Annotated in this window: 25 protein-coding genes; 5 read left to right on the top strand and 20 right to left on the bottom strand. The window is 66.1% G+C overall.

Going from position 1 to position 25,033, the window contains the following annotated elements; translation table 11 throughout:
• Positions 1 to 6: 6 nt before the first annotated feature.
• From hypE to PVW46_RS11325, 20 genes are all read right to left on the bottom strand, one after another.
• The gene (gene hypE, locus PVW46_RS11420; protein ID WP_069209675.1) at positions 7 to 1,050 is read right to left on the bottom strand and encodes a hydrogenase expression/formation protein HypE; all 1,044 of its coding nucleotides are present in this window, start codon (positions 1,048 to 1,050) and stop codon (positions 7 to 9) included.
• Positions 1,051 to 1,052: 2 nt separating this feature from the next.
• Positions 1,053 to 2,201 carry a hydrogenase formation protein HypD gene (gene hypD / locus PVW46_RS11415; protein WP_069209639.1) on the bottom strand — a complete coding sequence of 383 codons (1,149 nt, stop codon included), beginning with the start codon at positions 2,199 to 2,201 and terminating at the stop codon, positions 1,053 to 1,055.
• On the bottom strand, positions 2,198 to 2,488 hold the full coding sequence (locus PVW46_RS11410; RefSeq protein ID WP_043145603.1) for a HypC/HybG/HupF family hydrogenase formation chaperone: 291 nt from the start codon (positions 2,486 to 2,488) through the stop codon (positions 2,198 to 2,200). The genes hypD and PVW46_RS11410 overlap by 4 nt, the downstream gene beginning before the upstream one ends.
• Before the next feature lie 3 nt (positions 2,489 to 2,491).
• Positions 2,492 to 3,976 carry a sigma-54-dependent transcriptional regulator gene (locus PVW46_RS11405; protein WP_069209640.1) on the bottom strand — a complete coding sequence of 495 codons (1,485 nt, stop codon included), beginning with the start codon at positions 3,974 to 3,976 and terminating at the stop codon, positions 2,492 to 2,494.
• Positions 3,973 to 4,803, bottom strand: a complete 831-nt coding sequence (gene hypB, locus PVW46_RS11400; protein WP_069209641.1) for a hydrogenase nickel incorporation protein HypB — start codon at positions 4,801 to 4,803, stop codon at positions 3,973 to 3,975. The genes PVW46_RS11405 and hypB overlap by 4 nt, the downstream gene beginning before the upstream one ends.
• 1 nt (position 4,804) lies before the next feature.
• On the bottom strand, positions 4,805 to 5,146 hold the full coding sequence (gene hypA, locus PVW46_RS11395; protein WP_069209642.1) for a hydrogenase maturation nickel metallochaperone HypA: 342 nt from the start codon (positions 5,144 to 5,146) through the stop codon (positions 4,805 to 4,807).
• Positions 5,139 to 6,050, bottom strand: coding sequence for a hypothetical protein (locus PVW46_RS11390; RefSeq protein ID WP_069209643.1), 912 nt, complete (start codon positions 6,048 to 6,050; stop codon positions 5,139 to 5,141). The genes hypA and PVW46_RS11390 overlap by 8 nt, the downstream gene beginning before the upstream one ends.
• A gap of 4 nt (positions 6,051 to 6,054) precedes the next feature.
• Positions 6,055 to 6,846, bottom strand: coding sequence for a [NiFe]-hydrogenase assembly chaperone HybE (locus tag PVW46_RS11385; protein ID WP_069209644.1), 792 nt, complete (start codon positions 6,844 to 6,846; stop codon positions 6,055 to 6,057).
• Entirely contained in the window at positions 6,843 to 7,688 is an 846-nt protein-coding gene (locus PVW46_RS11380; RefSeq protein ID WP_069209645.1) for a hydrogenase expression/formation protein, read from the bottom strand. The genes PVW46_RS11385 and PVW46_RS11380 overlap by 4 nt, the downstream gene beginning before the upstream one ends.
• 11 nt (positions 7,689 to 7,699) lie before the next feature.
• Positions 7,700 to 8,083: a thioredoxin domain-containing protein gene (locus tag PVW46_RS11375; protein ID WP_069209646.1), complete on the bottom strand. Its 384-nt coding sequence runs from the start codon at positions 8,081 to 8,083 to the stop codon at positions 7,700 to 7,702.
• A 9-nt stretch (positions 8,084 to 8,092) separates the two neighbouring features.
• Positions 8,093 to 8,413, bottom strand: a complete 321-nt coding sequence (locus tag PVW46_RS11370) for a HypC/HybG/HupF family hydrogenase formation chaperone (RefSeq protein WP_069209647.1) — start codon at positions 8,411 to 8,413, stop codon at positions 8,093 to 8,095.
• 4 nt (positions 8,414 to 8,417) lie between these two features.
• Positions 8,418 to 9,026, bottom strand: a complete 609-nt coding sequence (locus PVW46_RS11365) for a HyaD/HybD family hydrogenase maturation endopeptidase (protein ID WP_069209648.1) — start codon at positions 9,024 to 9,026, stop codon at positions 8,418 to 8,420.
• Between the two features lie 271 nt (positions 9,027 to 9,297).
• Positions 9,298 to 10,056 carry a Ni/Fe-hydrogenase, b-type cytochrome subunit gene (gene cybH, locus PVW46_RS11360; RefSeq protein WP_069209649.1) on the bottom strand — a complete coding sequence of 253 codons (759 nt, stop codon included), beginning with the start codon at positions 10,054 to 10,056 and terminating at the stop codon, positions 9,298 to 9,300.
• Positions 10,053 to 10,226, bottom strand: coding sequence for a hypothetical protein (locus PVW46_RS11355; RefSeq protein ID WP_274575969.1), 174 nt, complete (start codon positions 10,224 to 10,226; stop codon positions 10,053 to 10,055). The genes cybH and PVW46_RS11355 overlap by 4 nt, the downstream gene beginning before the upstream one ends.
• Positions 10,227 to 10,241: 15 nt before the next feature.
• Positions 10,242 to 12,035, bottom strand: a complete 1,794-nt coding sequence (locus tag PVW46_RS11350; RefSeq protein WP_043145622.1) for a nickel-dependent hydrogenase large subunit — start codon at positions 12,033 to 12,035, stop codon at positions 10,242 to 10,244.
• 3 nt (positions 12,036 to 12,038) lie between these two features.
• Complete coding sequence (locus PVW46_RS11345) at positions 12,039 to 13,139, bottom strand: hydrogenase small subunit (protein ID WP_069209676.1); 1,101 nt, start codon at positions 13,137 to 13,139, stop codon at positions 12,039 to 12,041.
• Between the two features lie 222 nt (positions 13,140 to 13,361).
• Positions 13,362 to 15,617 carry a carbamoyltransferase HypF gene (hypF, locus tag PVW46_RS11340; RefSeq protein WP_069209650.1) on the bottom strand — a complete coding sequence of 752 codons (2,256 nt, stop codon included), beginning with the start codon at positions 15,615 to 15,617 and terminating at the stop codon, positions 13,362 to 13,364.
• Positions 15,614 to 17,047 carry a nickel-dependent hydrogenase large subunit gene (locus PVW46_RS11335; protein WP_069209651.1) on the bottom strand — a complete coding sequence of 478 codons (1,434 nt, stop codon included), beginning with the start codon at positions 17,045 to 17,047 and terminating at the stop codon, positions 15,614 to 15,616. Before PVW46_RS11335 ends, hypF begins: the two co-directional genes overlap by 4 nt.
• The gene (locus PVW46_RS11330) at positions 17,044 to 18,036 is read right to left on the bottom strand and encodes an NADH-quinone oxidoreductase subunit B family protein (RefSeq protein WP_069209652.1); all 993 of its coding nucleotides are present in this window, start codon (positions 18,034 to 18,036) and stop codon (positions 17,044 to 17,046) included. The genes PVW46_RS11335 and PVW46_RS11330 overlap by 4 nt, the downstream gene beginning before the upstream one ends.
• Entirely contained in the window at positions 18,033 to 19,352 is a 1,320-nt protein-coding gene (locus tag PVW46_RS11325) for a sensor histidine kinase (RefSeq protein ID WP_069209653.1), read from the bottom strand. Before PVW46_RS11325 ends, PVW46_RS11330 begins: the two co-directional genes overlap by 4 nt.
• Positions 19,353 to 19,750: 398 nt before the next feature.
• On the opposite strand from PVW46_RS11325, the gene PVW46_RS11320 reads away from it, so the two are divergent.
• The 5 genes from PVW46_RS11320 to PVW46_RS11300 form a co-directional block, all read left to right on the top strand.
• Complete coding sequence (locus PVW46_RS11320) at positions 19,751 to 21,109, top strand: ABC transporter substrate-binding protein (RefSeq protein WP_069209654.1); 1,359 nt, start codon at positions 19,751 to 19,753, stop codon at positions 21,107 to 21,109.
• Between the two features lie 85 nt (positions 21,110 to 21,194).
• Positions 21,195 to 22,442 carry a carbohydrate ABC transporter permease gene (locus PVW46_RS11315; protein ID WP_069209655.1) on the top strand — a complete coding sequence of 416 codons (1,248 nt, stop codon included), beginning with the start codon at positions 21,195 to 21,197 and terminating at the stop codon, positions 22,440 to 22,442.
• Positions 22,439 to 23,659: a carbohydrate ABC transporter permease gene (locus PVW46_RS11310; protein ID WP_069209656.1), complete on the top strand. Its 1,221-nt coding sequence runs from the start codon at positions 22,439 to 22,441 to the stop codon at positions 23,657 to 23,659. The genes PVW46_RS11315 and PVW46_RS11310 overlap by 4 nt, the downstream gene beginning before the upstream one ends.
• Positions 23,656 to 24,900 (top strand): MGH1-like glycoside hydrolase domain-containing protein, encoded by a 1,245-nt coding sequence (locus PVW46_RS11305; RefSeq protein ID WP_274575968.1) that lies wholly within the window; start codon positions 23,656 to 23,658, stop codon positions 24,898 to 24,900. Before PVW46_RS11310 ends, PVW46_RS11305 begins: the two co-directional genes overlap by 4 nt.
• Positions 24,900 to 25,033: ATP-binding cassette domain-containing protein (locus PVW46_RS11300; RefSeq protein WP_274576008.1), on the top strand; the 134-nt coding region annotated here is incomplete at its 3' end. The genes PVW46_RS11305 and PVW46_RS11300, both read left to right, overlap by 1 nt.

Below are 25,033 nucleotides of genomic sequence, written 5' to 3'. Positions count from 1 at the left end.
CCCGGATCAACAGATCCGGGGCAGCTGTTCACCCACCAGCGTATCGACCAGCCTTTGGCCGCCAAAGGCGGTGCGCATCGTGACCCGTCCCGCCGGGCCGGGTTTCGCCAGGCCGATGCGCGCCGCGCCGCGCCCGGCCTCGGTTTCACGCATCGCGTGCAGGGCGGCCTCTGCCTCGGCCTCGGGCACAAAGACCACCAGCGTGCCCTCGTTGGCCAGGTAAAGTGGGTCCAGCCCCAGCACCTCGCAGACGCCCTTGACCTCTGGCCGCAGGGGTAGGGCGGTTTCGTCGATCTCGATGGCGACGCCGGCGGTCTCTGCCATCTCGTTCATGGCCGAGGCCAGCCCGCCGCGTGTCGCGTCTCGGGCTGCGCGGGCATTGGGGGCGGCATGCAGCACCGCTTCGACAAGGGCGTTCAGGCTCTGGCAGTCCGACTGGATGTCGGTGGACAGGGCCATGTCACCACGCGCGGCGAGGATCGTCGCGCCGTGATCGCCCAACACACCGTTGACCAGTGCGACGTCACCCGGACGGATGTTGCCCGCCTGCAGGTCACGGCCCGGCGGTATCACACCTACGCCGGAGGTGGTGACAAAGACCTTGTCCGCGGCGCCACGACCGACGACCTTGGTGTCGCCGGTCACGATGCGCACGCCGGCCTTCTCGGCCTCGGCCTGCATCGAGGCCACGATGCGCCGCAGCAGCTCGAATTCACAGCCTTCCTCGATGATGAAGGCGGCCGACATCCACAGGGGTTTTGCCCCACCGACGGCCAAATCGTTGATGGTGCCGCAGACCGCGATCTTGCCGATGTCGCCGCCGGGAAAGACCGGCGGCGAGACCACGAAACTGTCCGTGGTAAAGGCCAGCTGCGCACCCGGTTCCGAAAGCGCCTGCGCCGTCAGACGGGCCTGGTCCTCGGTGCCGGGGGGCTGGAAGACGCCGGTAAAGATCTCCTCGATGAGGTCACGCATGGCCTTGCCGCCGCCACCGTGGGCCAGAGTCACGCGCTCTCCGCGCAGGCGCGACGGGATGATCGGGCGTTCCATCGTCATTGCACGGCCTCCGTCACGGCATCTTCGGTTGCGCCGTACTGGAAATAGGCCGCACAGGCCCCTTCAGAGCTGACCATCAGCGCGCCCAGCGGCATTTCCGGCGTGCAGCCGGTGCCGTATTGCGGGCACCCCGTGGGCTTGATCCGGCCCGTCATCACCTGGCCGCAGGCACAGCCCTCGGGTTCGGAGACGATACGCGGACCCGCCCCATAGCCCACGCCGAATTTCTCCTCGGCGTCATAGGCGGCATAGGCGGGGCGGATGCGCAATCCGCTGGCGTCGATTTCTCCAAGGCCGCGCCATTCGAAACTCGGGCGCGGTTCGTAGACATCCGCGATGGCCGCCAGCGAGACCGGGTTGCCGTGTTCCGGGACGATGCGGGCATATTGGTTTTCGACCTCGGCCCGCCCGTCGCGGATCTGTTCCAGTACCATCAGCACGGATTGCAACAGGTCCAGCGGCTCGAACCCGGCGACGACGATGGGCTTGCCATACAGCTGCGCGATGAAATCATAGGGATGCGTTCCGATCACCATGCTGACATGACCCGGCCCGACGAACCCGTCCAGCACCATGTGCGGATCGTCCAGCAGTGCCTTGATCGGGGGCGGCACGGTGATGTGGTTGCAGAAGACGCTGAAATTCTTCAGCTCTTCGCGCGCCGCCTGCTGGATCGAAAGCGCGGTCGAGGGCGTGGTCGTCTCGAATCCCAGGCCGAAGAAAACCACCTCGCGGTCAGGATTGCGCCGGGCGATTTCCAGCGCGTCGAGCGGGGAATAGACCATGCGGATGTCGGCACCATCGGCCTTGGCCTGCATCAGGGACTTGCGCGTTCCGGGCACCCGCATCGCGTCGCCAAAGGTGGTAAAGATCACCTCGGGGCGTTCGGCGATCTCGACGCATTCGTCGATCCGGCTCATCGGCAGCACACAGACCGGACAGCCGGGGCCGTGGATGAACTCGATCCCCGGGGGCGTCAGGCGATCCAGCCCGTAGCGAAAGATCGCGTGGGTGTGCCCGCCGCAGATTTCCATGATGTGCACGGGGTTTTCGGCGGTGGCGCCGATCTGGTCGACCACCTTGCCGATGGCGGCCAGCACGCCCCTGGCGGCGATGGGATCGCGGAATTCCTCGACATATCTCATTGGCTGCCCTCCAGTGCGGCGGCGCCGTCGGCCATCGCCTCCAGCGTTTCCTGCGCCTCGCCCAGGCCACGCAGGGCCTCCAGCGTCTTGGCGGCTTCGTCCTCGTCGATCAGGCTCATGGCAAAGCCCACGTGGATCAGCACCCATTCGCCCACCAGGTCGGACAGGTCCGGCGTTGCGACGCAGGCGACAGAGACCTCACGGCGCACGCCGGACACGTCCGCCAGCGCCATCAGGCGGGTTTCGTCGGTGATCTTGACGATCTGTCCGGGTATTCCCAAGCACATGGCTCAGTCCTCCTCCTCTTCGGCCGGGTCGAACTTGCCCGGTTGCTGCACGCCGTAGCGATCGAGTTTCGAGCGCAGGCCGACGCGGCTGAGGCCCAGCTCCTCGGCGGCGCGGCTCTTGTTCCATTTCATGCGGGTCAGCGTCTCGCGCAGGATGCGGGCCTCCATCGCCTCGATCCGGTCCTTGAGCGTACCCTCGGAGGCCAGAAGCCCGGCCTCGAACGGGTCGGGGCGGCCGGAAACCGACGGATCGGCCTGCAGGATGTGGCGCGAGATCAGTTCCGGCCCAAGGCGTGGTTCCTGGCTGAGGATCAGCATCCGCGTCAGCTCGTTGCTCAGTTCCGGCAGGTTGCCGGGCCAGTCGTAGTTGCCCAGGAATTCCAGCGCCAGGTTGGTCAGCCCCTCGACGGGCTTGCTGTGCTGGGCGGCCAGGTCGCCCAGGATATGCCGGGTCAGGATGTCCAGGTCGTCGATGCGCGCGCGCAAGGGCGGCAGGGAAAGCTCGGTGGTGGACAGGGCATAGAACAGGTCCTTGCGGAACCGGCCAGAGGCCAGCGCCGGGGCCAGGTCGCTGTGGCTGCCTGCCATCAGGCGCGTGTTGGTGGTCAGGGTCTCTGTTCCGCCCAGCGGTTCGAAACTGCCCTCGGTGGCAATGCGCAGCAGGATCAGCTGCATCTGCGGGCTGAGCGTGTCGACCCCGTTCAGGAACAGCGTCCCGCGCGAGGCCTTTTGCAACAGGCCGATACGGTTGCTGGGGGCGCCGCCAAGGGCACCTTTCTTGGCGCCCAGCAGTTCGGCCATCAGCACCTCGTCCGGCAGGCCGGCGCAGTTGAGCTCGTAAAAGGACTGGTCCGACCGCAGCGAGGCATAGTGCATCGCGCGCGCCATCACGTCCTTGCCGGTGCCCGCCTCGCCGGTGATCAGCACCGGCACGTCGAAACTGGCCACCTGCCGGGCCAGCTCGACCGTGGCGTTCATCGGCGAATTGGGGGCCCGCAATACCCGCTCAAAGCCAAAGCCCTCGCGCAGGGTACGGCGGCGGGCCTCCAGCTTGTTTTCGGCGGTCTTGCCCATGAACCGCATTTCCAGCGAAAGCCGGTCGTGATCGCGGCTGAGCTGGAACAGTTGCGCGGCGTTCTTGGCCGCCATGACCAGCTGGTCGGGGTGCCAGGGCTTTGTCAGGAACTGGTAGATGCCGGCCTCGTTGATGGCGGCGATCATGTCGTTGGTCTCGGTATAGCCGGTGATGATGATCCGCACCGTTTCCGGCCAGCGTTCGCGCACCTCGGACAGGAACTCCACCCCGGTCTTGCCCGGCATCCGCTGGTCGCAAAAGATCGCCTGGACAAAGTTCTCCTCCATCAGGCGCATCGCGTCCTCGGCGCCCGGCGCGGTCAGGCAGTCAAAGTCATCCTCCAGCGCCATGCGCATGGCGGCCAGGGAATGCTCCTCGTCGTCGACCAGCAGAAGGGTGGGAAGGGCGGTCATTCCGCCGCCTCTGGGGCGGACTTGTCGGCCAGGTGGGTGCGCAGCCAGTCGATCCAGTCTGCCATGCCCTCGCCGGTGCGGGCCGAAAGGCGCAGGATCTCGATCCCGGGGTTCACGCGGCGCAGGTTGGCCTCATAGAGGTCGAGATCCACGTCGCAATGCGGCGCCAGGTCGATCTTGTTGAGGATCGCAAGCCGCGCGGCGGTGAACATGTCGGGGTATTTCAGCGGCTTGTCCTCGCCCTCTGTCACAGAGAGGATGGCGACCTTGCCGTCCTCGCCCAGGTCGAAGGCGGCGGGACAGACCAGGTTGCCGACGTTCTCGATAAACAGCAGGCTGCCGGGGGCAAGGTCCAGGTGATCCATCGCGTGGCCGACCATGTGCCCGTCGAGGTGACAGCCCTTGCCGGTGTTCACCTGCACGGCGCGGGCGCCGGTGGCGCGGATGCGGTCGGCGTCGTTCTGGGTCTGCTGGTCGCCTTCGATCACGCCCAGCGGCTGATCGCCCAGGGACTCGATCGTCTTGCACAGCAGGGTCGTCTTGCCGGATCCGGGAGAGGAGACAAGGTTCACCGCCAGGATGCCCCGTGCCGCCAGGCGCGCGCGGTTGGCCTGGGCGTATTGGTCGTTCTTGGCCAGGATGCCGGTCTCGATCTCGATCAGCCGGTCCTGCGACATGCCGGGCACCTCGGTGCCTGCGGGACCCTGGCCGTAGTGGTGGTGATCGTCATGATGGTGGTGGTGTCCATGCCCGTGGTCATGATCATGTGAATGACCGTGGCCATGCACCTTCGTTTCGCCGTCTCCGCATCCGCATACCGTACACATCTCAGGCCACCTCCAGGTCCTTGATTCTCATTTCGTCCCCGCCCTGCGGCATCAGCTTGCCGCCGCCGCAGGTGGGGCATGGGTCGAGGCGGTCCAAGATTTCCACCTCTTTCATGCAGTCGTAGCACATCGCCCGTCCGGGCAGTTCCAGCGTCACCAGTTCGGCGCCCTCGGCCACGGATCCGCGCATCACCACGTCAAAGGCAAAGTGCAGCGCGTCGGTCTCGACCCCGGCAAAACGCCCGATCTCGACCCGCACGCGCCTGATGCGCGTCACGTCATGTTTGCGGGCCTGGTCCTCGATCACCCGGCGGATGCCCTCGCAAAGCGACATTTCATGCATGGTCAGCCTCCATCGGTGCGAAGGGTTCCAGCCTGACCGGGCTGCAGGGGTCAAGCAAGGACAGAACCAGCGGTCCCAGGGCCTGTGCCCGGGCCGGGCGCAAGGATGCAAGCGATTGCTCGAGGGCGCCACCCGGGGCCAGCAGATGATCCGTCGGTGTCTGCCGTGCGAAGGCCGTGACGCGCCCGTGTTCGACCGAAGCCGTGATCCCGTAGAGCCCGCGCGCGGCGGGCACGACAGCGCAGCCCCGTGAAATGACGGCGGCAGGCAGCCTGCCGTCCAGCACCGCCTGCAGGTCACAGGCCAGAGCGGTTGCCGACCAGAGCGGCCCGCGCCCCCATCGCGTTTCGATGTCTTGCAGCACGGGGTGCGCCGCCTGCCGGGTCGCAGTGGAATTCTCGGTCACGCGAGGGCCGAAGAACCCACCGACACCCGGAGCGGGCAGGGCGGTCCGGCAGGCCTCGAACGGGGCAAAGAGGCGGCTGATCGCGCGCAGCAGGCGCGCGCAGCCCTGTTCCGCCTCCAGAAAGGCGCGGAACTGTTCCGGCGTTTCGGGCATCTGTCCGGCGGGACCGAAGATCACGCGCCGTGTCTCGGCATTGCCCGCCTGCCAGTCGCGCGGCAGCGCAAGCGGCGGGAGCGAAACCAGCGCGGGCCACCGGAGACAGAGTTTCGCAACGTGTTCGCGCAGGATCTCTGCGCGCAGGTCGTCTTGCCAGCCGGTAGGCAGGGGCAGGCCAAAGGCGGCCCGGGCCGCGACGCCCTGTGCCACGCGGCACAGGTTGAACAGGCGTGGCAACAGTTCTGCCGCCTCAGCCGCCGGTTTGCCGATGACCAGGCGGGCAACGGGCAGACCGGGCACCGTGACGGCGCGCAGCGCGGGATATGCGGCCCCGGCCAGCACGGGGTCAGTCGGACCCGGCCATGCCGGCGGAAATCACCGCGCGGCGCGTCGGAGCATCCGAAAGGGCGCTGTCGGTGTCCTCGGCCTCGGCCGGGGGCGCCAGTTCGGTCTCGCGGGCCGCACGAATGTCGGCGGCGCGATCGGTTTCGGCCCGGTTCCCCTCGTCGAAGAGGGCGACCATGACCGCCCGGGCGACCTCTTGCGCCTGCATCTGCGATGAGAAATCCCCCATCGGCGAGAACAGCGAACAGGCCTTGTAGCCGCCGATCATGTCGCGGGTATTGTGGATGAACTCGTACTCGCCCGACGGGAAGGCGATCAGCTCCTTGGCGCCTGCTGTCAATCCGGACCAGTCCTCGCCCTCTCCGGGCAGTTGCACCAGGTTCATGAACCAGGGCGAGATCAGCACCCCCAAGGGGCGCCCGTCGATCATGCGAAAGCCGACCGCCTCGACGCTGAGCAACTTGTTGACCATCGGCACATCGCGCATCTTGGCGTGCCAGATTTCGCGGAACTCGGCCACCAGTCGCGCTGTCAACTCGTCCAGTTTCGCGGCCTCGGCCACGGATTGCGCGCCGGGGTCCTCCAGCACCATGAACTGCGACTTGGGGGCGCTGCAATTGGGGCAGGACCAATCCTCTGGCAGGTCGGAAAAGGCGGTGCCGGGGTCGACCTGGCGGAAATCGTCGCCTTCGGCCGGGTGGTAGGGCGTCCAGCAGATCTTGCATTCCATGATCGCCAGCGGGCTGATCTTGTCGTTTGCGCCCAGGAAACTGCCCTCGAACCCGCCATTCATCGGATCACCTCCAGCACCTTGAACAGGCGGTCGGCGCTGTCGGTCAGGTCCTCGGGCGCGGCGCAGGCGACCTCGGGCACGGTCGTGACCTCGAAGGTGTCCAGGATCAGCGCGTCCTGCGAGTTGAAGAACTGTACCCGCCAGACATGGGGCAGGGCGGTGGCGGTGACACGGCAGTTGCCATAGCCGCGCGACAGGATCGTGACCGCGCCTTCGCCCAGGGCCCGGTCCAGCCAGGCCAGGTCTTCCTCGGTATGGGGCAGGAGGGTGAGATTGATGACATGCAGGGGCGCCGCGGCGTCAAAGGCGGCGGACTTGTCCGTCAGTTCGACCAGCAGGGGCGGGGCGTTGACCACCCCGGGGGACAACGGCTCGGCGCCACCTGTCGCGGCGCGGTGCGGGGCAAAGGGCGTTTCGGTCACGCAGGCGGGAATCGCGGCGACCTCGATCACATGGGCCTTGGCGCTTTTCAGGGTCCAGATCCCGGCAAAGACGCTTTCCTGCACCGCGATGGCGGGAATATCGCGGACCTTGGCGGCGACCTCGCCGCTGCCCAGGGTCTCGGCGATCAGGGCGCGGTTCGCCTCGTCCAGCGGGGCAAGGTCGAAACGGGCGTTGCCGCCGTCGCCGCCGATCCGCGCGGCAGCCTCGGCCACATCATGCAAGAGATCCAGCGCCGGGGAAAGATTGGCCGCTCCCAACGCCTCGACCTCGGGGATGCGGGGGGAATAGGTGCGCATGTCCTGCGGCAAAGGCATGTATTCTAGCGCCTCGTCCTGGCTGTCCAGGGGCTGCGATCCGGGGCCGAAGCCGGTGGGCGGCATCATGAAGGGATTGGTCATCGGGTCGGTCCTTATTCGGCGGCAAGGGGCTGCGCGAGCAGTTGCGTGATCCGGTCGACGTAATCCGACCAGTCGCGCACCTTGGGAATGCCGCCCAGAACCTGCCCGTCGCGGAAGAAGATCAGGCTGGGGGTTTTCAGCACGCCAGTGGATTCGCGCAGGCCGGTTTCGATGCTGTCGGCGGCCACAGCGCAATCGAACCGGCCCTGGAAGGCCTGGCGCAACTCGGGCAGCACCACGGCCACGTCGGGGGTTTCAAGGTTGCGGCGTGCGTCGCCGGGGACAAAGATCACATGCGTGCCGGGCGCTTCGGTGAAGGCCGCGATCTCGGCCTCTGTCGTCAGGGCGGGATAGCCGAATTCCTCGGTCAGGCGGGTGACAAGGGGATGGGTCATCTTGGGTCCTCAACCGGTGGTGCGGCCCGCGTCCAGCGCGGCCTGAAGGTGGGGGGGAAGCTGCGGGCCTGCGGCCTCGAGATCGGCAAAGGCCTCGCCGGGGCCGCCGCCCTGCATGACCGCGCGCAGACCGTCCAGCGCGGCGGTGATCTTTTGTGCCTCATCGGGGGAAATGACTTCGCGCGCGGCGCCCAGAAAGGTCAGCACCCAGTCGCCGGGGCCCGCCTCTGGTGTCAGCGACAGGTCGATCAGTTCCGACTCTTCGCCGTTGGTGGCCGTGGCGGCGATGCCGTCGACAGAACGGATGCAAAGGGGGAGGCCGACGCACATGGGATCAGTCCGCAGCCTGAAAGAAACGGTTGTCGCCGATGCGGCAGGCCTCTTCCTCGGTCGGGCGGCCGGCCTCATAGGCGTCCTGCATGATCGAGGGGTCGGCCAGCAGGTTGCTGTGGGTCCGGCCCGGCAAAACCGTGATCCCCATGTCGGCCAGCCGGTCCAGTGCAACCGATACCGCCGGCTCGATCCGGGCCGCCACGACAGGGCGCAGCCCGCCGCCGTAGTCCTCAAGCTCCTCGGGCTGGCAGCCGATCAGCAAGAGCGACGGTGGGCAGTAGCCCATCAGTTGCGCGGTCGCGATCACGTCCTGAAAGCCGGTCTGGTGCAGGGACATCTTCTTGGCGCCCATGAACCTCGGCACCGCGTCGCCCTCGACGATCTTGATCGTGCCGGGCGCGAGGCCATAATCCACCGCGTCGAAGACGATCAGCGTGTCCGCCTGTTCGAGGAACGGCAGCAGGTAGAGCCCCTGCGTGCCGCCGTCCAACAGGGTGATGTCCGCGGGCAGCGCCCAGTTCTGCGCCAGGTGCTCGACGCAGCGCACGCCAAACCCCTCGTCCGCCCAGAGCACGTTTCCGATGCCCATGACCAGCACGTTCGATGCCATCTGTCCCTCCCTCACCCGGATGCCAGTCAGCTTTCCATCCGGGGCTTTGGTGCAGGGTAGCTTACCATCTGACTGCCGGTCTGTAAAAAAGATGAACTTCAGTGCATTTTATAACCCCCATGAAAACAAGAGGTTTTATGTGTTCTTGAAATACTGGGTGCAGCAATGGTGGAAAGTAACTTTCCGTATTTTCGCGATAATGGTTTTAGTTTGTCCATCAAAAAAGCGGGCGCAGGGCGCCCGCTTTCCAGGAATTGACGATCTGCCGGGATCAGGTCGGATCGTCGTCCTTGAAGGTGCGCGTCCCCGAGATGATGGTCGAGACCATCGACTGCCGGGACATGATGTCCTCGCGGATGGCGGCATAGATGTGGATCATGACGAAGACGACGATGGCCCACATGCCCAGGTGGTGCAGCTGGTGCATGACGTGGCTGCCGCCTACGAGGTCGCGCAGGGGGCCGAAAACCTGGTCCAGAAGGCTGCCGTAGCCCTCGGCCTCGGCATAGATCGCAAAGCCTGTCAGGATCATGAAGCTCATGCCAAGCGTCATGAAGAAGAACATGGCGATCTGGGCCAGCGGGTTGTGCCCGACGTATTTCTTGGGCCGCTTCTTGAGAAAGGCGTACCACTTCGCTTCGTCCACCACCTCTGACCACCAGCGGCGGTTCCAGATCGGCAGGCGAAACAGTTGCCGCGAATGCGAGTTGCCGACGAAGGCCCAGTAGATGCGCCCGAAGAACCCGACGGTCATGATCATCGCCGCCGCGAAATGGGCAAAACGGATGTAACCGAACAGGAACTGGTGCGTGGCCTCGCCCATGTCGACACTGGGCAGGGGCGAGCCGATCAGGTAGCCGGTGACGCAGAGCACGAGGATCGCCGCCGCGTTGATCCAGTGCCAGAGCCGCACAGGCGCCTCGTAGACATAGACCGAGGTATTGCGCGTGATCGTGGCCAGATCCGCCTCGGTCGCGTCCCCCGTCAGGGGGACGGCCGGGTCCGGCCTTTGCGCGGCCTCGAAATTCATGACGCCCACCGCTTGTGGATCAGCAAGGCCAGCGCGGCCACGATCAGCGCACCGCCCAGCAGGGGCGCGGTATGGGTCATGCCGTGTGCTGCCTCCGGCACCGGGGCATGGCCACCGTGGGCCAGCGCGGCACCGGGAAGGAGGGTCAGCAGGGTCACTAGTCGTTTCATGGGTCTTTCCTTCCTTCAGCGAACCTTGACGGTGGTCAGCTCGTCACCGTCTTCGGACATGACATGCGTGGAACAGGCCAGGCAGGGGTCGAAACTGTGCAGGGTGCGCAGGATCTCGACCGGCTCTTCGGGGCGTTCCATCCTGGTGTTCATCAGGCTGGCCTCGAAGGCGCCGATGTTGCCCTTGCTATCGCGCGGAGAGCCGTTCCAGGTGGTGGGCACCACGCATTGATAGTTCTCGATGCGGCCGTCCTTGATCCGGATCCAGTGGCCAAGAGCGCCGCGCGGGGCCTCTGTCATGCCCACGCCCTTGGCCTCTTTCGGCCAGGTAGACGGGTCCCACTTGGCCACGTTAGCGGTGCTTTCGTCGCCGTTCTTGATGTTGGTCACCAGCTTGTCGAAAAAGTACTTTTGCAGCCGTCCGCAGTATTCGGATTCCAACGCCCGCGCCGCCGTGCGGCCCAGGGTCGAGAAAAGCGCCTCGACCGGCAGGTCCATCGTTCTTAGCAACCCGTTGACCTGGTCCGTGATCTCTTCGTGGCCCTTGGCATAGCCGACGACGTAACGCGCCAGCGGGCCCACCTCCATCGCGTGCCCCTTCCAGCGGGGGGCCTTGATCCAGCTGTATTTCGCGCCTTCGTCGATCTGCTCGATGTTGGTGCGGGTGCCTTTCAGTTTTGGTCCCAGCTCGAACTTGGCCTCTGTGACGCCGTCCCAGGGGTGCAGCCCCTTGCCCGCCTCGCCGTAATCGTACCACGAATGATCGACGTATTCCTGGATCTGCTCGGGGTCGCGCGGGTCGACGTCATGCACGGTCGACAGGTCGCCGCCGATGATCGCGCCGCGCGGCAGGTGCAGTTGGTCGGGCGAGAAATCGTTGGGATGTTCGGGAATGTCGCCGTAGGCGAGGCAGGCCTGCGAGGACAGCCCGCCACCATAAAGCCAGTTCTTGTAGAAGCCGCCGATGGCCACGACATCGGGCAGGTAGACGTTCTTGTTGAACTCGATGCACTTGTCGATGATCGAGCTGACAAGATTCAGCCGCTCCATGTTGATCGCGCCCACAGCACCCGTGGAATGCACGTTGATCGGGCAGGGCACGCCGCCCACCAGCCAGTTCGGATGCGGGTTCTTGCCGCCAAAGATCGTGTGGACCTTCACGATCTCCTTTTGCAGGTCCAGCGCCTCCAGGTAGTGGGTGGTGGCCATCAAATCCGCCTCTGGCGGCAGCAGGTAGGCGGGGTTGTCCCAGTAGCCGTTCTTGAACAGGCCCAGCTGGCCGCTTTCGACGAATTGCTTCAGGCGGTTCTGCACGTCGCGAAAATACCCCGGCGAGGAGAGCGGGTGCGACGGAGAAACCGCCTGCTGCAGCTCGGACGTGGCCTTGGGGTCGGCGCGCAATGCGTTCACCGGGTTGACCCAGTCCAGGGCGTGCAGGTGATAGAAATGCACGACGTGGTCGTGAATTTGCAGGTTCAGCTGCATCATGTTGCGGATGGAATTGGCGTTGTCGGGGATGGTGATCCCCAGCGCATCCTCCACCGCGCGCACCGAGGTCAGCGCATGGGTGCCGGTGCAGACGCCGCAGATGCGTTCGGTAAAGGCCCAGGCGTCGCGCGGGTCACGCCCCTTGAGGATAACCTCGAGGCCGCGCCACATGGTGCCGGTGGAAACGGCGTTGCGGATGATGCCCTCGTCGTCGACGTTGACCTCGCAGCGCATGTGGCCCTCGATGCGGGTGACGGGGTCGACCACGATGCGCTGGCCGCTGTCGTCAAGGCTGAAGCCGTTGGGTGTCTGCACGACCATGCGTCAGGCCTCCTCGTTGGTTTTGCTGGGGGATTTCTGGGCCTTGCTCTGCGCGGACTTCAGCGCGGATACGGCGGCGTGCAGGGCGATGCCGCCGCCGACGACGCCCGCCGCGGCAAGGCCGATCTGGTCGGCGTTCTTTTCGACGCCAAACTGGGTCAGGTCGGTCACCCGGTCGTAGAAGGTGCCCTGGTCCCAGAAGCCGTCCTCGGAACAGCCGATGCAGCCGTGGCCGGACTGGATCGGGAAGCTCACGCCTTCGTTCCAGCGTACGGTGGAACAGGCGTTGTAGGTGGTCGGGCCCTTGCAGCCCATCTTGTAGAGGCAATAGCCCTTGCGCGCGCCTTCGTCGTCCCATTCCTCGACGAATTGCCCGGCGTCGAAATGTGGCCGGCGATAGCATTTGTCGTGGATGCGCTGGCCGTAGAACATCGCCGGCCGCCCCTGCCGGTCCAGCTCGGGCAGGCGGTCAAAGGTGAGCATGTAGGTGATGACGCCGGTCATGACCTCGGCGATGGGCGGGCAGCCCGGCACCTTGATGATCGGCTTGTCGGTGATGACCTTGTGGACGGGTGTTGCCTGCGTCGGGTTGGGCTTGGCCGCCTGTACGCAGCCGTAAGAGGCGCAGGCGCCCCAGCTGATGATCGCCTTGGCGTCCTTGGCGGCGTATTTCAGTTTCTCGACAAAGGGTTTGCCACCCGAGATACAGAACATCCCGTCTTCGTTCAGGGGCGGGTTGCCCTCCACCGCGAGGATGTAGTTGCCCTTGTACTTCTCGATCGTGTCCTTCATCGCGGCCTCAGCCGCGTGACCTGCGGCGGCCATCAGCGTGTCGTCGTAGTCGAGGCTGATCATCGACAGGACCACGTCCTTGGCCAGCGGGTGGGCCGAGCGGATGAAGCTTTCGGAACAGCAGGTGCATTCCAGCCCGTGCACCCAGATGACGGGCGTGCGGGGCTTGGTTTCCATCGCGTTGGCGATCTTCGGCACGAAGGCGGGCCCAAGGCCCAGGGCGCTTGCCGTCAGCGCGCAATATTTCATGAAACTGCGGCGGGTGATCCCCTGCCGGCGCATCACGTCGTAAAAAGTTTCTATCTCGGCCAAGTCTGTCTCCTCCGCCATTGACCCGGATGGCGGGGCCGCCGCCGGGATGTCTCCATCCTCTTGATCGCGCAGGGGCGGGGGCAAAGGCTGCAAAAAAGCACCGGATCGCGGAGTACGCGATTAATGATTTCTGGACAGCGGGTTAGGCGGCATTTTTCGGTATGCCGAAGGATGCCGGGCGGATAGGGGTTTACCGGCGCGGGGCGCCGGGTGGCACGGGGCTTACCGGCGGTGCAGGTGGCGCGCGGCGGCAATCACCGCCTGGCCCAGGGCCAGCCCGCCGTCATTGGCCGGTGTCCGGTGGTGCAGGTAGACGCGGCTCCGGTCCAGCCCCAGCGCGTCCAGCGTGTCGCGCAGCAGGCGCGCATTCTGAAAGCATCCGCCGCTGAGCGCGACGCGCTCCGCCTCTCCGGCATCGACCAGAGCGCGGGCCTCCTTGGCAAAGGCATGGGCGAGGCTGAGGTGGAACAGCGTGGCGCAGTCGCCCGCGCTGGTGCTCCGGGCCAGGTCGGCGCGCAGGCGGTGGAACAGCGGGGCGGGGTCGATCCCCGCGGCACCATGTTCCAGAGGGACCGGCGCGAACACAGTCTCCGAGGCCAGCGCCTCCATGCGCATGGCCGCCTCGCCCTCGTAGCTTTGGCCGTCCGGGCAGATGCCCAGAACCGCGGCCACGGCATCGAACAGCCGCCCGGCGCTGGAGCTTTGCGGCGCATTCAACCCCTTGCTGGCGGCCATCCGGGCAATCTCCAGCGGTTTGTCCGCGAACAACTGGTCCGCCCAGTCCGACAGCCCCGCCTGGTCCAGTCGCATCAGCGCGTTGCGCCAGGGCTCTGCCTGTGCGCGGTCGCCGCCGATCAACGGTGCCGGTGTCAGCCAGGCGCGGCGGTCAAAGCCGGTGTAGTCCCCAAGCAGCAGCTCTCCACCCCAGACTGTGCCATCCGGGCCAAGGCCCAGACCATCCAGCACGATGCCGGCGACCTTGCCACCGTTCAGGGCGTGCCCGTTCTCGGCCATGCAGGCGGCGAGGTGGGCGTGATGGTGCTGGACCGACTCCAGCGCCAGCCCCTCGTCGCGTGCGCGGGCCTCGCCGTGGCGCGTGGCCTGGAAATCCGGGTGCAGGTCGACGGCCACGACATCTGGACGATGGTCGAACAGAGCCGCGTAATCCGCATCGGCCTGCAGGAAGGCTTCCAGCGTCAGGGCCTCGTCCAGCTCCCCCAGGTGGTGTCCCAGAAGGGCCTGCCCGTTCTTGAGCAGGCAGAGCGCGGCCTTCATCTGGCCGCCATAGGCCACGACCTGCGGCGCATCGCCGAACCCATCGGGCAGGGGCAGGGTGTCCGGCACCATTCCCCGCGCCCGGCGCAGGATCATCGGTCCCTCGGGCGTCAGCCGCATCACGCTGTCGTCCAGCCTGCGGGCGATGTCGCGGTCGTGGTCCAGGATTGCGTCTGCGATCCCGCCCAGCTTGTCCCGGGCCTCGGCGTTGCCGATCACCTGCGGCTCACCGGACAGGTTGCCCGAGGTCATGACAAGAGGCCGGGCGACCGTATCCAGCAGGAGATGGTGCAGTGGGGTATAGGGCAGCATCCAGCCAAGGTGGTTCTGGCCGGGCGCAAGGGCCTCGGGCAGCGGATCGCCCTTTGCCAAGAGGACGATGGGCGCGGCGGCAGAGGCCAGCGCGGCGCGTTCCTCGGTGTCTGGCCGGGCGTGCCGGTCGATCTCCTGCCATCGGCCCATCAGGGCCAGCGGCTTGGACGGGCGATACTTGCGGCGGCGCAACCGGTCGATGGCCTGGGCATTGGTGGCGTCGCAGCACAGGTGAAACCCGCCCAAGCCCTTGACCGCCAGGATCGCCCCGTCCAGCAGGGCGCGGGCCGCCGCCGCGATCGCGTCCGGATGTGCGCCGTTGGCATCCTCGAACCCCAGGTGCGGACCGCAGAGGGCGCAAGCCACGGGTTGCGCGTGAAAGCGGCGGTCGCCGGGGTCGGCGTATTCGGCAGCACAGTCGGGACACATCTCGAAGCCGGCCATCGTCGTGCGTGCCCGGTCATAAGGCAGGCCCTTCAGGATCGTGAACCGCGGGCCACAATGTGTGCAATTGGTAAAGGCATAGCCCCGGCGGCGCGGATCATCGCCCCGGATGTCAGCCAGGCAATCGGGGCAGGTCGCGGCATCCGGGGTGACCCGGGTCTCTGCGCCGCTGCCCCGGCTGGCGGCGATCGCGAAATCGCAGGGCGCTGTGTCGAAGGCGAAGGGGCCGGTTTCCACCGCATCGACCCGGGCCAGCGGCGGGGCCTCGGCGGTGATCGCGGCGACAAAGTCGGCGATCCGCGCGCCTTGGGCATGGATCAGGACCCCCTCGGGGTCGTTCAGCACCTCGCCCCGGATGTTCAGCCGATGCGCCAGTTGCCAGACAAAGGGGCGGAAGCCCACGCCCTGCACCTGGCCGCGTACCCGGATGCGCAGGGCGCCGCTCAATGGACCGTGCAGACCATGCAGGGGTCGAAGCTGCGAACGATGTGCTGCACCGACAGCGGCGTTTCCTCGCCGGGGCCGACCGGCGCGCCCTCCAGCGCGGCCTCGACCGGGCCGGGGGTGCCGCTGGCGTCGCGGGGGCTGAAGTTCCACGTCGTCGGTGCGACGATCTGGTAACCGGAGATCCGCCCCTTTTCGACCTTGATCCAGTGTCCAAGCGCGCCCCGGGCCGCCTCGACCAGCCCCTCTCCGCTGCCTGCATCCGGCAAGGCGACATCGGTGATGAATGGGGCGTCGGTCTTTAACGCTGCGACCCATGTTTCCAGCAGGATCTGCGTGCGCGCGATTTCCAGCAGGCGCCCGGCGACGCGCGCCCGGACATTGGTGCCGCTGGCCACCAGATTCCGTGCGGCCGGGTGGCCGTCGATGACCTGCCGGGCCAGCGCGCCGGTCTCGACCGTGCGGCCGGCAAGGCGCGGCGCCTTGCACCAGCTGTAGGCCGGGGACTGCATGTCTTCGTCGGGGTCGGTTTGGCCCTCGGTCGGGTGGCGCGCCTCGCCCAGCATCCAGGCGTGGCTGAGATCCTCGCGGATCTCCGTCGTGTCGACCGGCCCAAGCGTGCCATTGTCCCAGGTCCCGGCGGCAAGGGCTGGGCCGTCTGGCAGGGGATAGGCCCCGAAGGACAGGAAGCGCCCCGACCCGTGCCCCATGTCGGCCAGGTCAAGGTCCTCGGCGATTTCCATGAACAGACCGGCATCGCCCCGGGTCCAGCCGGTCAGGGCTTGGGCGGTAGACAGTTCGGCGAATTCCTCGACCGGGGCGCCGAACAGCGTGCTTTCCAGGTAGCGGCGAAAGGCGGCCAGGATGCTGGTCATGCGGATGCGGTCACGGGCCGTGGGCGCGCGGGTCACGCCGCCGGGCTGGATGGCCAGCGTGTGCGGCCACTTGCCCCCCAGCAGCCCGACGATGTGCAGGATCTGGGCGCGGGCCTCGACACTGGCGCGCACGGCAGAGCCGTCCATCGCGGTAAAGCGCGCCACGGCGCGGTCATGCCAGGGCCGTCCGGCATAGGCGGCGCGGGCGAAATCGGCGCAAAAGAAAAGGTTGAAATGGGTCAGGTGATCGCAGAGGTTCTCGACCCCGTGCATGATCGCCGCGGCCAGTGCCCCCTGTGGCGCCGGTGGCAAACCGGCCAGCGACCCCAGCGCGGCCGAGGCGGCGGCGGACTGGCTGATCGAGCAGATCCCGCAGATGCGCGGCGTGATCGTCAGCGCGTCCATCGGCGATTTGCCGAGCATCATGATCTCGAACCCACGGAACATGGGCGAATTGGCAAAGGCCTGCGCCACGCGTCCGTCCTTGACCTTGAGCCGGATTTCAAGGTCGCCCTCGACCCGGTTGAAGGGTCCGACCAGCAGCGAACGCTCTGTCATTTGCGCCCCGTCCGCAGGGTGGGCGGCACCTCGATCCGGTCGGCCACGGCGTTTTCGGCCAGTCGCTTGGGCGTCGCCGCTTTTGACAGCGAGGCCAGCGCCATGAACCAGGCCTTTGGCATGTCCGAGGGCAGGCCGACGGGGATGCCCGCGAACTTGGGCGTTTCGGTGAAGGGGTGGTTGGGCTCCTCGAACTCGGGGGCCGTGCAGTTGATGCAGGCGTAACCGGCGCGGGTGCAGCAGCTGCCTCCGTTCCAGCCGCGGATGTTGCAGTCTCCGACCGCCTGCGTGCCGACACAGCCCATGTGTTCCATCATGCAGCCCAGCTGGCCGGGTTTCTCTGCGCTGGCCTTGTACTCGTAGAACTCGTTTTTCGGGCAGGCGTGGTGGACGAGGTGTTCCGCGTAGAACAGCGGCCGCCCCAGCTCGTCCAGCGCCGCCTTGTTCATCTCTCCGCCCGCGATCAGCAGCAGGGTTTCCGTCACCCAGTCGGGATGCGTCGGGCAGCCCGCGACGTTGATGACCGGCATTCCCGAGCGGGCGCGGAATTCGGCGGGCAGGGCGCCGCCGGGATAGCTGCCGTCATATTGCAGGCCGATGGCGCCGGCGGGATTGCCGCCGGCCGAGGTCATGCCGCCATAGGTCGCGCAGGTGCCCACCGCGACGACCTGTTCGGCCAGCGGCGCCAGCGATCTGACCCAATCCAGCATCGACCGCCCGGTGCCAGACAGCATCTGGAACCGGCCCGTGCCCTTGGGGCCGGTCAGGATCGACCCCTCGACACAGAAGATGTCCAGCGTCTGGCTGCCGTCCTCGATCCCGGCCAGCAGGGCGCGCACCTCGGCACCGGTCTGTTCGGACAGTGCCGGATGCCAGAGGAAGGACAGCCCGGCGTCGCCCAGAAGGTCCAGTACACCGGGGGACTCCGCGCAGAGCAGCGACATGGTACAGCCGCCGCAGCCTGCGGATTGCAGCCACAAAATGTTCATGCGTGTCCCTCTGTCGGCAGGGCCAGTTCAAAGCAGCTGCCCTCGGCGCCGGAATAGGCCAGCGTCAGCGCCCCGCCATGTTCTTCGGCGATCTTGTGCGAGATGGACAGGCCCAGCCCGGTGCCCTTGCCGACCTGCTTGGTGGTGAAGAACGGATCAAAGATCGACCCGGCAATCGCCTCGGGGATGCCCGGTCCATTGTCGGTCACGCGCAACAGCACCTGTTCGTCCCGGTCAAGGACATGCAAGTGCAGTGTCGGCGTGCCGGTTTCCGACATGGCGTCGATGGCGTTTTGCACCAGGTTCATGACGATCTGCTGGACGTGGCCGGGATTGCCCCAGGCCAGGCGTGTCGCATCGTCCGCAAAGGTGATCTGGACGGCAGTCCGCGAGGTGCGCACGACCCAGTCGGCGGCGATCCGGGTGGTGGCCATCATGTCGAAGGCCGACCGCTCGCCGGTGCCATCGGCGCTGAGCCGGCGCAGGTCGTCGACGATGTCGCGGACCCGTTCGGCCCCGTCCTTGGCGCCGTCGATCGCGGTGCGCAGGTTGCGCACGGTCTTTTCAAGTTTCAGTTCGTCGCGCAGAGCAACCAGCTCGGGGCGGCTCTTGCCGGCCTGGACCGCCTCGAAATAAGTCTCGAACCGCTTGGTGTATTTCTCCAGCCCGTGGGTGTTGGCATAGACAAAGCTGATCGGGTTGTTCAGCTCATGCGCTACCCCGGCAACGAGGCGACCCAGAGAGGCCAGCTTTTCGTTGCGGACAAGCTGTGTCTGCGCCTGTTGCAATGCCTCGTGGCTGGCTTCCAGTTCCATGTAGGCATTGCGCAACTCGCCCAGCGGCCGCCCCACCAGGACAACGCCGCGGCTGCGCCCGCGCTGATCGAGCCGGGGGCTGACGCTGATTTCCAGGGGCGTGGGGCCGTCCCCGGTCAGGAAGCGGGCCTCGACCGTGGTGGGTTCTCGGCCCAGCATGACCTTGTCGACCGCGGCCAGCAGGTTGTCGCTGTCGCCATCCTCCAGCAAGGCGCCGAGGGGCGTTCCGCTGCGGGCCACGGTGGCGCCCAGGATCTGGTCGATGGCGCCGCCGGTGCGTTCGATGATGCGGTTCTTGTCCACGACGATCAGCAGGTCCGACATCGACGACAGCACCGAAGCCATGAACTGGCGCATCTCGTCCAGCTCGCGGTTCTGCTTTTCCAGCAACTCCTGGTAGTCGACGAGTTCCGAATAGGTGCGGTCCATCGCGGCGATGACGTCCCGCCAGGTGTCTTCGCTGAGGGAATGCATCGGATCGTCTGCGGGCGAGGGTGTCATTCTGGCCTCCTTGGCGGGCAGAGTAATACGCGGACCGGAATACGCAAGGAGAGGCGGCCACCGGGCGGTTGCAGCATGACGGCGGTCCCGTGCCAGGGGGAGAGGGGACGGGGGCTGCAAGCGCTTTGGGAAACCTGCCAAAAACGGTCCCGGAGGTGGTGGTGGAGAGGCGCAAATTCCAGCCTTTCGCTGCTGTGAAATGCTGCGGCGCAGAGCGTGGTGATCGGGCGCGGATGATCTGCCTTGTCCGGTCGAAACGCCTAATTTTCGAGCAATATTAAGGGGCTGCTGCCTGGTGTGCCGCCTGCGCAATCGACGCCGCGGTGGAAAAATCGCTAGAACTGGGGTAGGTCATGGAAAACGACCGATAAGAATCAAAGCGCATTGGGAGGTGCGAAATGCCCATCAAATCACCAAACACTTTATCCCGTCTTCTGACGACTGCGGCGCTTGGTCTTGCGCTGGGCGCGGGCTCTGCGGCGGCCGATATCCGGTTCTGGACAACCGAGGAACAGCCAGAGCGACTGGCCAAGCAGAAGGAAATGGCAGAGGCTTTCGAGGCTGAAACGGGCATCGGTGTCGAGGTGATCCCCGTCTCCGAATCCGACCTGGGCACACGCGCCACGGCGGCCTTTGCCGCGGGCGATCTGCCGGATGTGATCTACCATACGTTGCAATACGCCTTGCCCTGGGTCGAGGCGGGCATCCTCGATGCCGAGGCGGCGACCGAGGTGATCGACGAATTGGGCACCGGCACCTTTGCCCCCGGCGCGCTGGACATGGCCAAGACCGATGATGGTTGGGCCAGTGTCCCGGTGGACGGCTGGACGCAGATGATCGTCTATCGCAAGGACCTGTTCGACGAGGCCGGGCTGGAGCCGCCCACCACCTTTGCCGCCGTCACCGCCGCCATCGAGGCGCTGCACAACCCGCCCGAGATGTTCGGTTTCGTCGCCGCCACCAAGGTTGACGAGAACTTCATGAGCCAGGTTCTGGAACATGTCTTCCTTGCCAATGGCGCAACACCCGTGGGGCCGGACGGGTTCATGGGCTTCGACGAGAAGAAGACGGTCGAGGTGCTGGAATTCTACAAGGTGCTGGCGGATGCCTCGCCCGAGGGTGAGCTGTACTGGGACCAGTCGCGCAGCCTCTACTTTGCGGGGGATGCGGCGATGATCATCTGGTCGCCCTTCATCCTGGACGAACTGGCCGGCCTGCGTGACAGCGCCCCGCCGACCATCAACGAGGACCCGACCTCTGCGGCGCTGGCCTCGATGACCGGGATCGTGACCAATTTCGCCGGTCCGTCCAACCCCGACGGCGCGGCCTGGGGCGACATCCGCTATTTCGGCATCACCGCCGACGCGGATTTCGACGAGGCGCAGGAGTTCATCAAGTACTCGATGGACACCGGCTATACCCAGACGCTGTCCATCGCGCCCGAGGGCAAGTTTCCGGTGCGGCGCGGCACCCAGGACGACCCAACCGCCTTTGTCGATGCCTGGTCCAAACTGGACGTGGGCGTTGACCGCAAGGCACCGCTGAGTGAGCTCTACGCGGCCTCGATGATCGACGAGATCGTCGGCGGGCTGGACGTGGCACAGCGCTGGGGCGTCAAGGACGGGCAACTGGCGCTGGCCTCCAAGATCATCAACAGCCAGGCAATCAACCGTGTCGTGCGGGAATACATCGACGGCAACATCTCCGGTCCCGATGCGGTCAAGAAGATGAACGAGGAACTGGCCGGCATCGAGTGATGCCGGACCTTCGGGCGACCGGCCCTGCGCCGGTCGCCCGCGCGGACGTGGCCCCTGGTCCGCGTCCGGAAGGGGGGACCGCGACATGAGCGACAGCACCGGACCGGCCTCGGGGCCGCCAAGGGGCACTGGCCCCCTGCTGAAACGCGAGGCGCGGCTGGCCTGGGGGCTGTTGTTTCCCACGCTGGCCATTGTCTCGGCGGTGGTCGTGCTGCCACTGCTGGCGATCTTCTGGATCAGCTTCAAACCCATCGGCCTGGCGGACCTGCGCCCCCCGGCGCCGGTAGTCCGCGAAAGCCTGCGCGGATCGGGCGACGATCTCCGCCTGCAATACCGCGTCCGCAATTCCTCGCAATCGGAGCCGATCACGGGCGTTACCCTGTCGGACAGCCTGCCCGAGAGCCTGACGGTCCTGACAGCCGACCCGCGCTGTACCTTCGACGCTGCCGACTTCACCTGCGACCTGGGCGACCTCGACGGCGGCGGGCGCGACGAGGTCGAGATTTTCGTGGCCTTGCAAGGGGACGAGGACGCCGCCGAAGAGGCCGCCGAGGGCAGCGATCCGCGCATGACGGGGCGCAGCAACAACATCCTGACGAACTTCGACTTCACGCTGGAGAACTTCGACCGGATCTTCAGCGGGGACGAGTTCTGGGGCGTGCTGGGGGTGACGCTCTTTTACACCGTCTTCGGTACGCTGGGAGCGCTGATCTTCGGTCTCTTCGCGGCCATGCTGTTGAACAAGGAGTTTCGCGGCCAGGGCATCCTGCGCGGGCTGTACCTGTTTCCCTATGTCGCCCCGGTGATCGCCGTGGCCTTTGCCTGGATCATCCTGTTCGATCCCTTCTCGGGCTCGGCCAACGCGCTCCTGATCCAGATGGGCGTGACCAGGTCCAGCATCAATTTCTTTGGCGAGAGGCCACTGGCGCTGATCATGGTCACCGTCTTCGAGATCTGGCGCTATTTCCCGCTGTCCTTCCTGTTCATCCTGGCCCGGATGCAGTCGATCGACACCGACATGTACGAGGCCGCCGACATGGACGGCGCGTCGCCCTTCCAGAAGTTCTGGTATCTCAGCCTGCCGCAACTGCTGGGCATTCTCAGCGTGCTGTTCCTGCTGCGCTTCATCTGGACCTTCAACAAGTTCGACGACATCTTCCTGCTGACCGGCGGCAACGCGGGCACGCGGACCCTGACGGTAAATGTCTACGAACAGGCCTTTGCCATCTCGAACATCGGGGCCGGGGCGGCGGTTGCGGTGGTTGTCTTCTGCTGTCTCGTGCTCTTCTCGGTCTTCTTCTTCCGCTATGTCAGCCAGGAGGAAGGCCTATGAGCACGCTTCGTTTCGGCTATGTCACCGGCCCCGTTCTGGGCGCGCTCTGGCTGTTTGTGCTGGCAACGACGCTGGCGGTGCTGATGTCCTTTGCCACCGGCGATCCGTTCCGGCCGGCGGGCCTGTGGTCCCTGTTCTGGGGAGCGGCGCTGGGGCTGGGCCTTGTTGCGCTGCGCCCGGGCAAGGGGATCGCGTCGCTGGCGGCGGCGGTGGTCTTTGTCCTGCTGGCGGTGATCGGCATCGGCCCCGTCGCGTCGGGAGAGACGGCCTCGACGCTGTGGAAACTGGTCGGCAGCGGGGCGCTGGGGCTGGCGACCGGCTGGTCGCTGCATGTGATCCTGGGGCATCTGCCCGGCGTGGGCGCGCTGACCCGGCACGAGTTCGAAGAGGCGGTGATCCGGTTCCTGACCGGCTTTGGTTACATCTTCTTCACCGCCATCGTCGCCATTCCGTTTTACGTCATGGTGATGACGAGCCTGAAAAACCAGTCGGAACTGATCCAGAATCCGCTGGATTTCACCATCGACCTGTCGCAGGGCTGGGGCCTGTTCCGCAGCTATGTCGAGCTTTTCGCCGACTTCAATTTCGGCAGCTACCTCTGGACCTCCTTCTATGTCTCGGTGCTGACGGTCCTGCTGACGCTGGCCTTCTCAATCCCCGGCGCCTACGCGGTGGCGCGGCTGCGGTTCCGGGGGCGGGCGGCATTTTCGCGCTCGATCCTGTTGATCTACATGGTGCCGATGATCGTTCTGGCCTTGCCGATCTACATCGCCTTTTCGATGACGGGGCTGCGCAACACGATTTTTGGGATCGTCCTGATCTACCCGGTCACAACGATCCCCGTCGCGCTCTACATGCTGCAGGGCTATTTCCGGGGCCTGCCGGCGGAGGTCGAGGAAGCGGGGCTGATGGACGGTCTGTCGCGCCTCGCGGTGATCTGGAAGATCACGCTGCCGCTGTCGCTGCCGGCGTTGGCCAGCGTGTCGCTCTATGTCTTCATGATCGCATGGAATGAATTCCTGCTGGCCTTCATGCTGCTGGACGATCCGTCGAAATTCACGCTGACCCGGGGCATCGCCTCGCTCAACTCTTCCGAGATCCCGCGCCAGCACCTGATGGCCGGGGCCGTGGTGGCGACGGTGCCGATCATGGCGCTTTTCCTGGGGCTGGAACGGTTCATGACCAAGGGGCTGACAGCCGGGAGTGTCAAGGGATGACAACACGAGACGCAGAGGCCCGCGCCATCCTGAAAGGGAATGACCGGGGTGGATACACCGTGCCGACCGCGGGGCTGTATCCTTACCAGTGGAACTGGGACAGCGTCTTTGCCGCCATCGGGTTCGCGGAACATGACATGGACCGGGCCTGGACCGAGATCGAGACGCTGATGAGCGGGCAGTGGCCCAACGGCATGGTCCCGCATATCCTGTTCCACAAGGTCGACCCCAGTTACTTCCCCGGCCCGGACATCTGGCGCGGGGTGGGGCCGATCCCGTCCTCCGGCATCTCTCAGCCGCCCATTGCCGCAACCTTTGCCCGCTGGCTGCTGGAGATGGTTGGCTCGTTCGAGGATCGCGCCCGCGCATTGGTGCCGGGACTGATCGACTGGCACCGCTGGTTCATGACATGGCGCAACGAGGGCGGCGCCATCGTCGTCACCCATCCCTGGGAGACGGGCCGCGACAACTGTCCCGACTGGGACGGGCCCTTTGCCGCCATCGAGCCCGAGGGGATCGAGGACTACTATCGCCGGGACACCACCCATGTGGTCGAGGAAGAGCGCCCGCGCCGCTGGGACTATGACCGCTATCTCTACCTGGTCAAGCTGGGGGCGGAATGCGGCTGGGACGAGGCGCATCTGCGCGAGATCACACCGTTTCGTGTGGCCGACCCGACGATGACCTTTACCCTGCTCAGATCCACCCGAGACCTGCGGGTGCTGGCGGACCGGATGGATCTGCCCACGGATGACCTCGATGACTGGATCACCGAGTTGGAAGGCGGGAGCGAGCGGCTCTGGAATGCCGAACTTGGCACCTATGACTGTCTCGACATCCGGTCGGGGCAACATACGGGCGTCGTTTCGAACGCCTCCTTCCTGGCATGGTACGCCGGGGTGGGCGGGGATCGGATGCAGGGACATTTCGATCGGATCACCAGGGCGACCCGCTACTACGTCCCCTCCACCGATCCGGCGCATCCATCCTACGAGCCGAAACGCTATTGGCGCGGGCCGGTCTGGGCGATGATGAACATGCTGATCGCCACCGGCCTGCATGAGGCGGGCCATGAAGACCGGGCCGAGGCGCTGCGTGTCAACACCCGCGACATGATCGCGGAAAACGGCTTTGCCGAGTATTTCGACCCGCGCGACGGCGCAGCGGCGGGCGGGCGCAATTTCACCTGGACGGCTGCAATCTGGCTGGCCTGGGCGTCGGACAGCGCAAGGAGGGCGTGATGGGGGCGATAACTCTGGACAAGGTCGAGAAGTGGTACGGCGACCTGCAGGTGATCAAGGGCATCGACCTGACCATCGCGGACGGCGAATTCGTCGTTTTCGTTGGGCCGTCCGGCTGCGGCAAGTCCACGCT

The organism is Mameliella sp. AT18 (assembly GCF_028807275.1).
Taxonomy (GTDB): Bacteria; Pseudomonadota; Alphaproteobacteria; order Rhodobacterales; family Rhodobacteraceae; genus Antarctobacter; species Antarctobacter albus.
Note: the sequence above shows the minus strand (reverse complement) of the source record. Positions and strands in the feature narration are given on the sequence as shown.

Coding starts and splice junctions, on each gene's coding strand:
- hypE (WP_069209675.1), bottom strand. CDS start 1,050: ATGGAACGCCCGATCATCCCGTCGCGCCTGCGCGGAGAGCGCGTGACT.
- hypD (WP_069209639.1), bottom strand. CDS start 2,201: ATGAGATATGTCGAGGAATTCCGCGATCCCATCGCCGCCAGGGGCGTG.
- PVW46_RS11410 (WP_043145603.1), bottom strand. CDS start 2,488: ATGTGCTTGGGAATACCCGGACAGATCGTCAAGATCACCGACGAAACC.
- PVW46_RS11405 (WP_069209640.1), bottom strand. CDS start 3,976: ATGACCGCCCTTCCCACCCTTCTGCTGGTCGACGACGAGGAGCATTCC.
- hypB (WP_069209641.1), bottom strand. CDS start 4,803: ATGTGTACGGTATGCGGATGCGGAGACGGCGAAACGAAGGTGCATGGC.
- hypA (WP_069209642.1), bottom strand. CDS start 5,146: ATGCATGAAATGTCGCTTTGCGAGGGCATCCGCCGGGTGATCGAGGAC.
- PVW46_RS11385 (WP_069209644.1), bottom strand. CDS start 6,846: ATGAATGGCGGGTTCGAGGGCAGTTTCCTGGGCGCAAACGACAAGATC.
- PVW46_RS11380 (WP_069209645.1), bottom strand. CDS start 7,688: ATGACCAATCCCTTCATGATGCCGCCCACCGGCTTCGGCCCCGGATCG.
- PVW46_RS11375 (WP_069209646.1), bottom strand. CDS start 8,083: ATGACCCATCCCCTTGTCACCCGCCTGACCGAGGAATTCGGCTATCCC.
- PVW46_RS11370 (WP_069209647.1), bottom strand. CDS start 8,413: ATGTGCGTCGGCCTCCCCCTTTGCATCCGTTCTGTCGACGGCATCGCC.
- PVW46_RS11365 (WP_069209648.1), bottom strand. CDS start 9,026: ATGGCATCGAACGTGCTGGTCATGGGCATCGGAAACGTGCTCTGGGCG.
- cybH (WP_069209649.1), bottom strand. CDS start 10,056: ATGAATTTCGAGGCCGCGCAAAGGCCGGACCCGGCCGTCCCCCTGACG.
- PVW46_RS11355 (WP_274575969.1), bottom strand. CDS start 10,226: ATGAAACGACTAGTGACCCTGCTGACCCTCCTTCCCGGTGCCGCGCTG.
- PVW46_RS11350 (WP_043145622.1), bottom strand. CDS start 12,035: ATGGTCGTGCAGACACCCAACGGCTTCAGCCTTGACGACAGCGGCCAG.
- PVW46_RS11335 (WP_069209651.1), bottom strand. CDS start 17,047: ATGACAGAGCGTTCGCTGCTGGTCGGACCCTTCAACCGGGTCGAGGGC.
- PVW46_RS11330 (WP_069209652.1), bottom strand. CDS start 18,036: ATGAACATTTTGTGGCTGCAATCCGCAGGCTGCGGCGGCTGTACCATG.
- PVW46_RS11325 (WP_069209653.1), bottom strand. CDS start 19,352: ATGACACCCTCGCCCGCAGACGATCCGATGCATTCCCTCAGCGAAGAC.
- PVW46_RS11320 (WP_069209654.1), top strand. CDS start 19,751: ATGCCCATCAAATCACCAAACACTTTATCCCGTCTTCTGACGACTGCG.
- PVW46_RS11315 (WP_069209655.1), top strand. CDS start 21,195: ATGAGCGACAGCACCGGACCGGCCTCGGGGCCGCCAAGGGGCACTGGC.
- PVW46_RS11310 (WP_069209656.1), top strand. CDS start 22,439: ATGAGCACGCTTCGTTTCGGCTATGTCACCGGCCCCGTTCTGGGCGCG.
- PVW46_RS11305 (WP_274575968.1), top strand. CDS start 23,656: ATGACAACACGAGACGCAGAGGCCCGCGCCATCCTGAAAGGGAATGAC.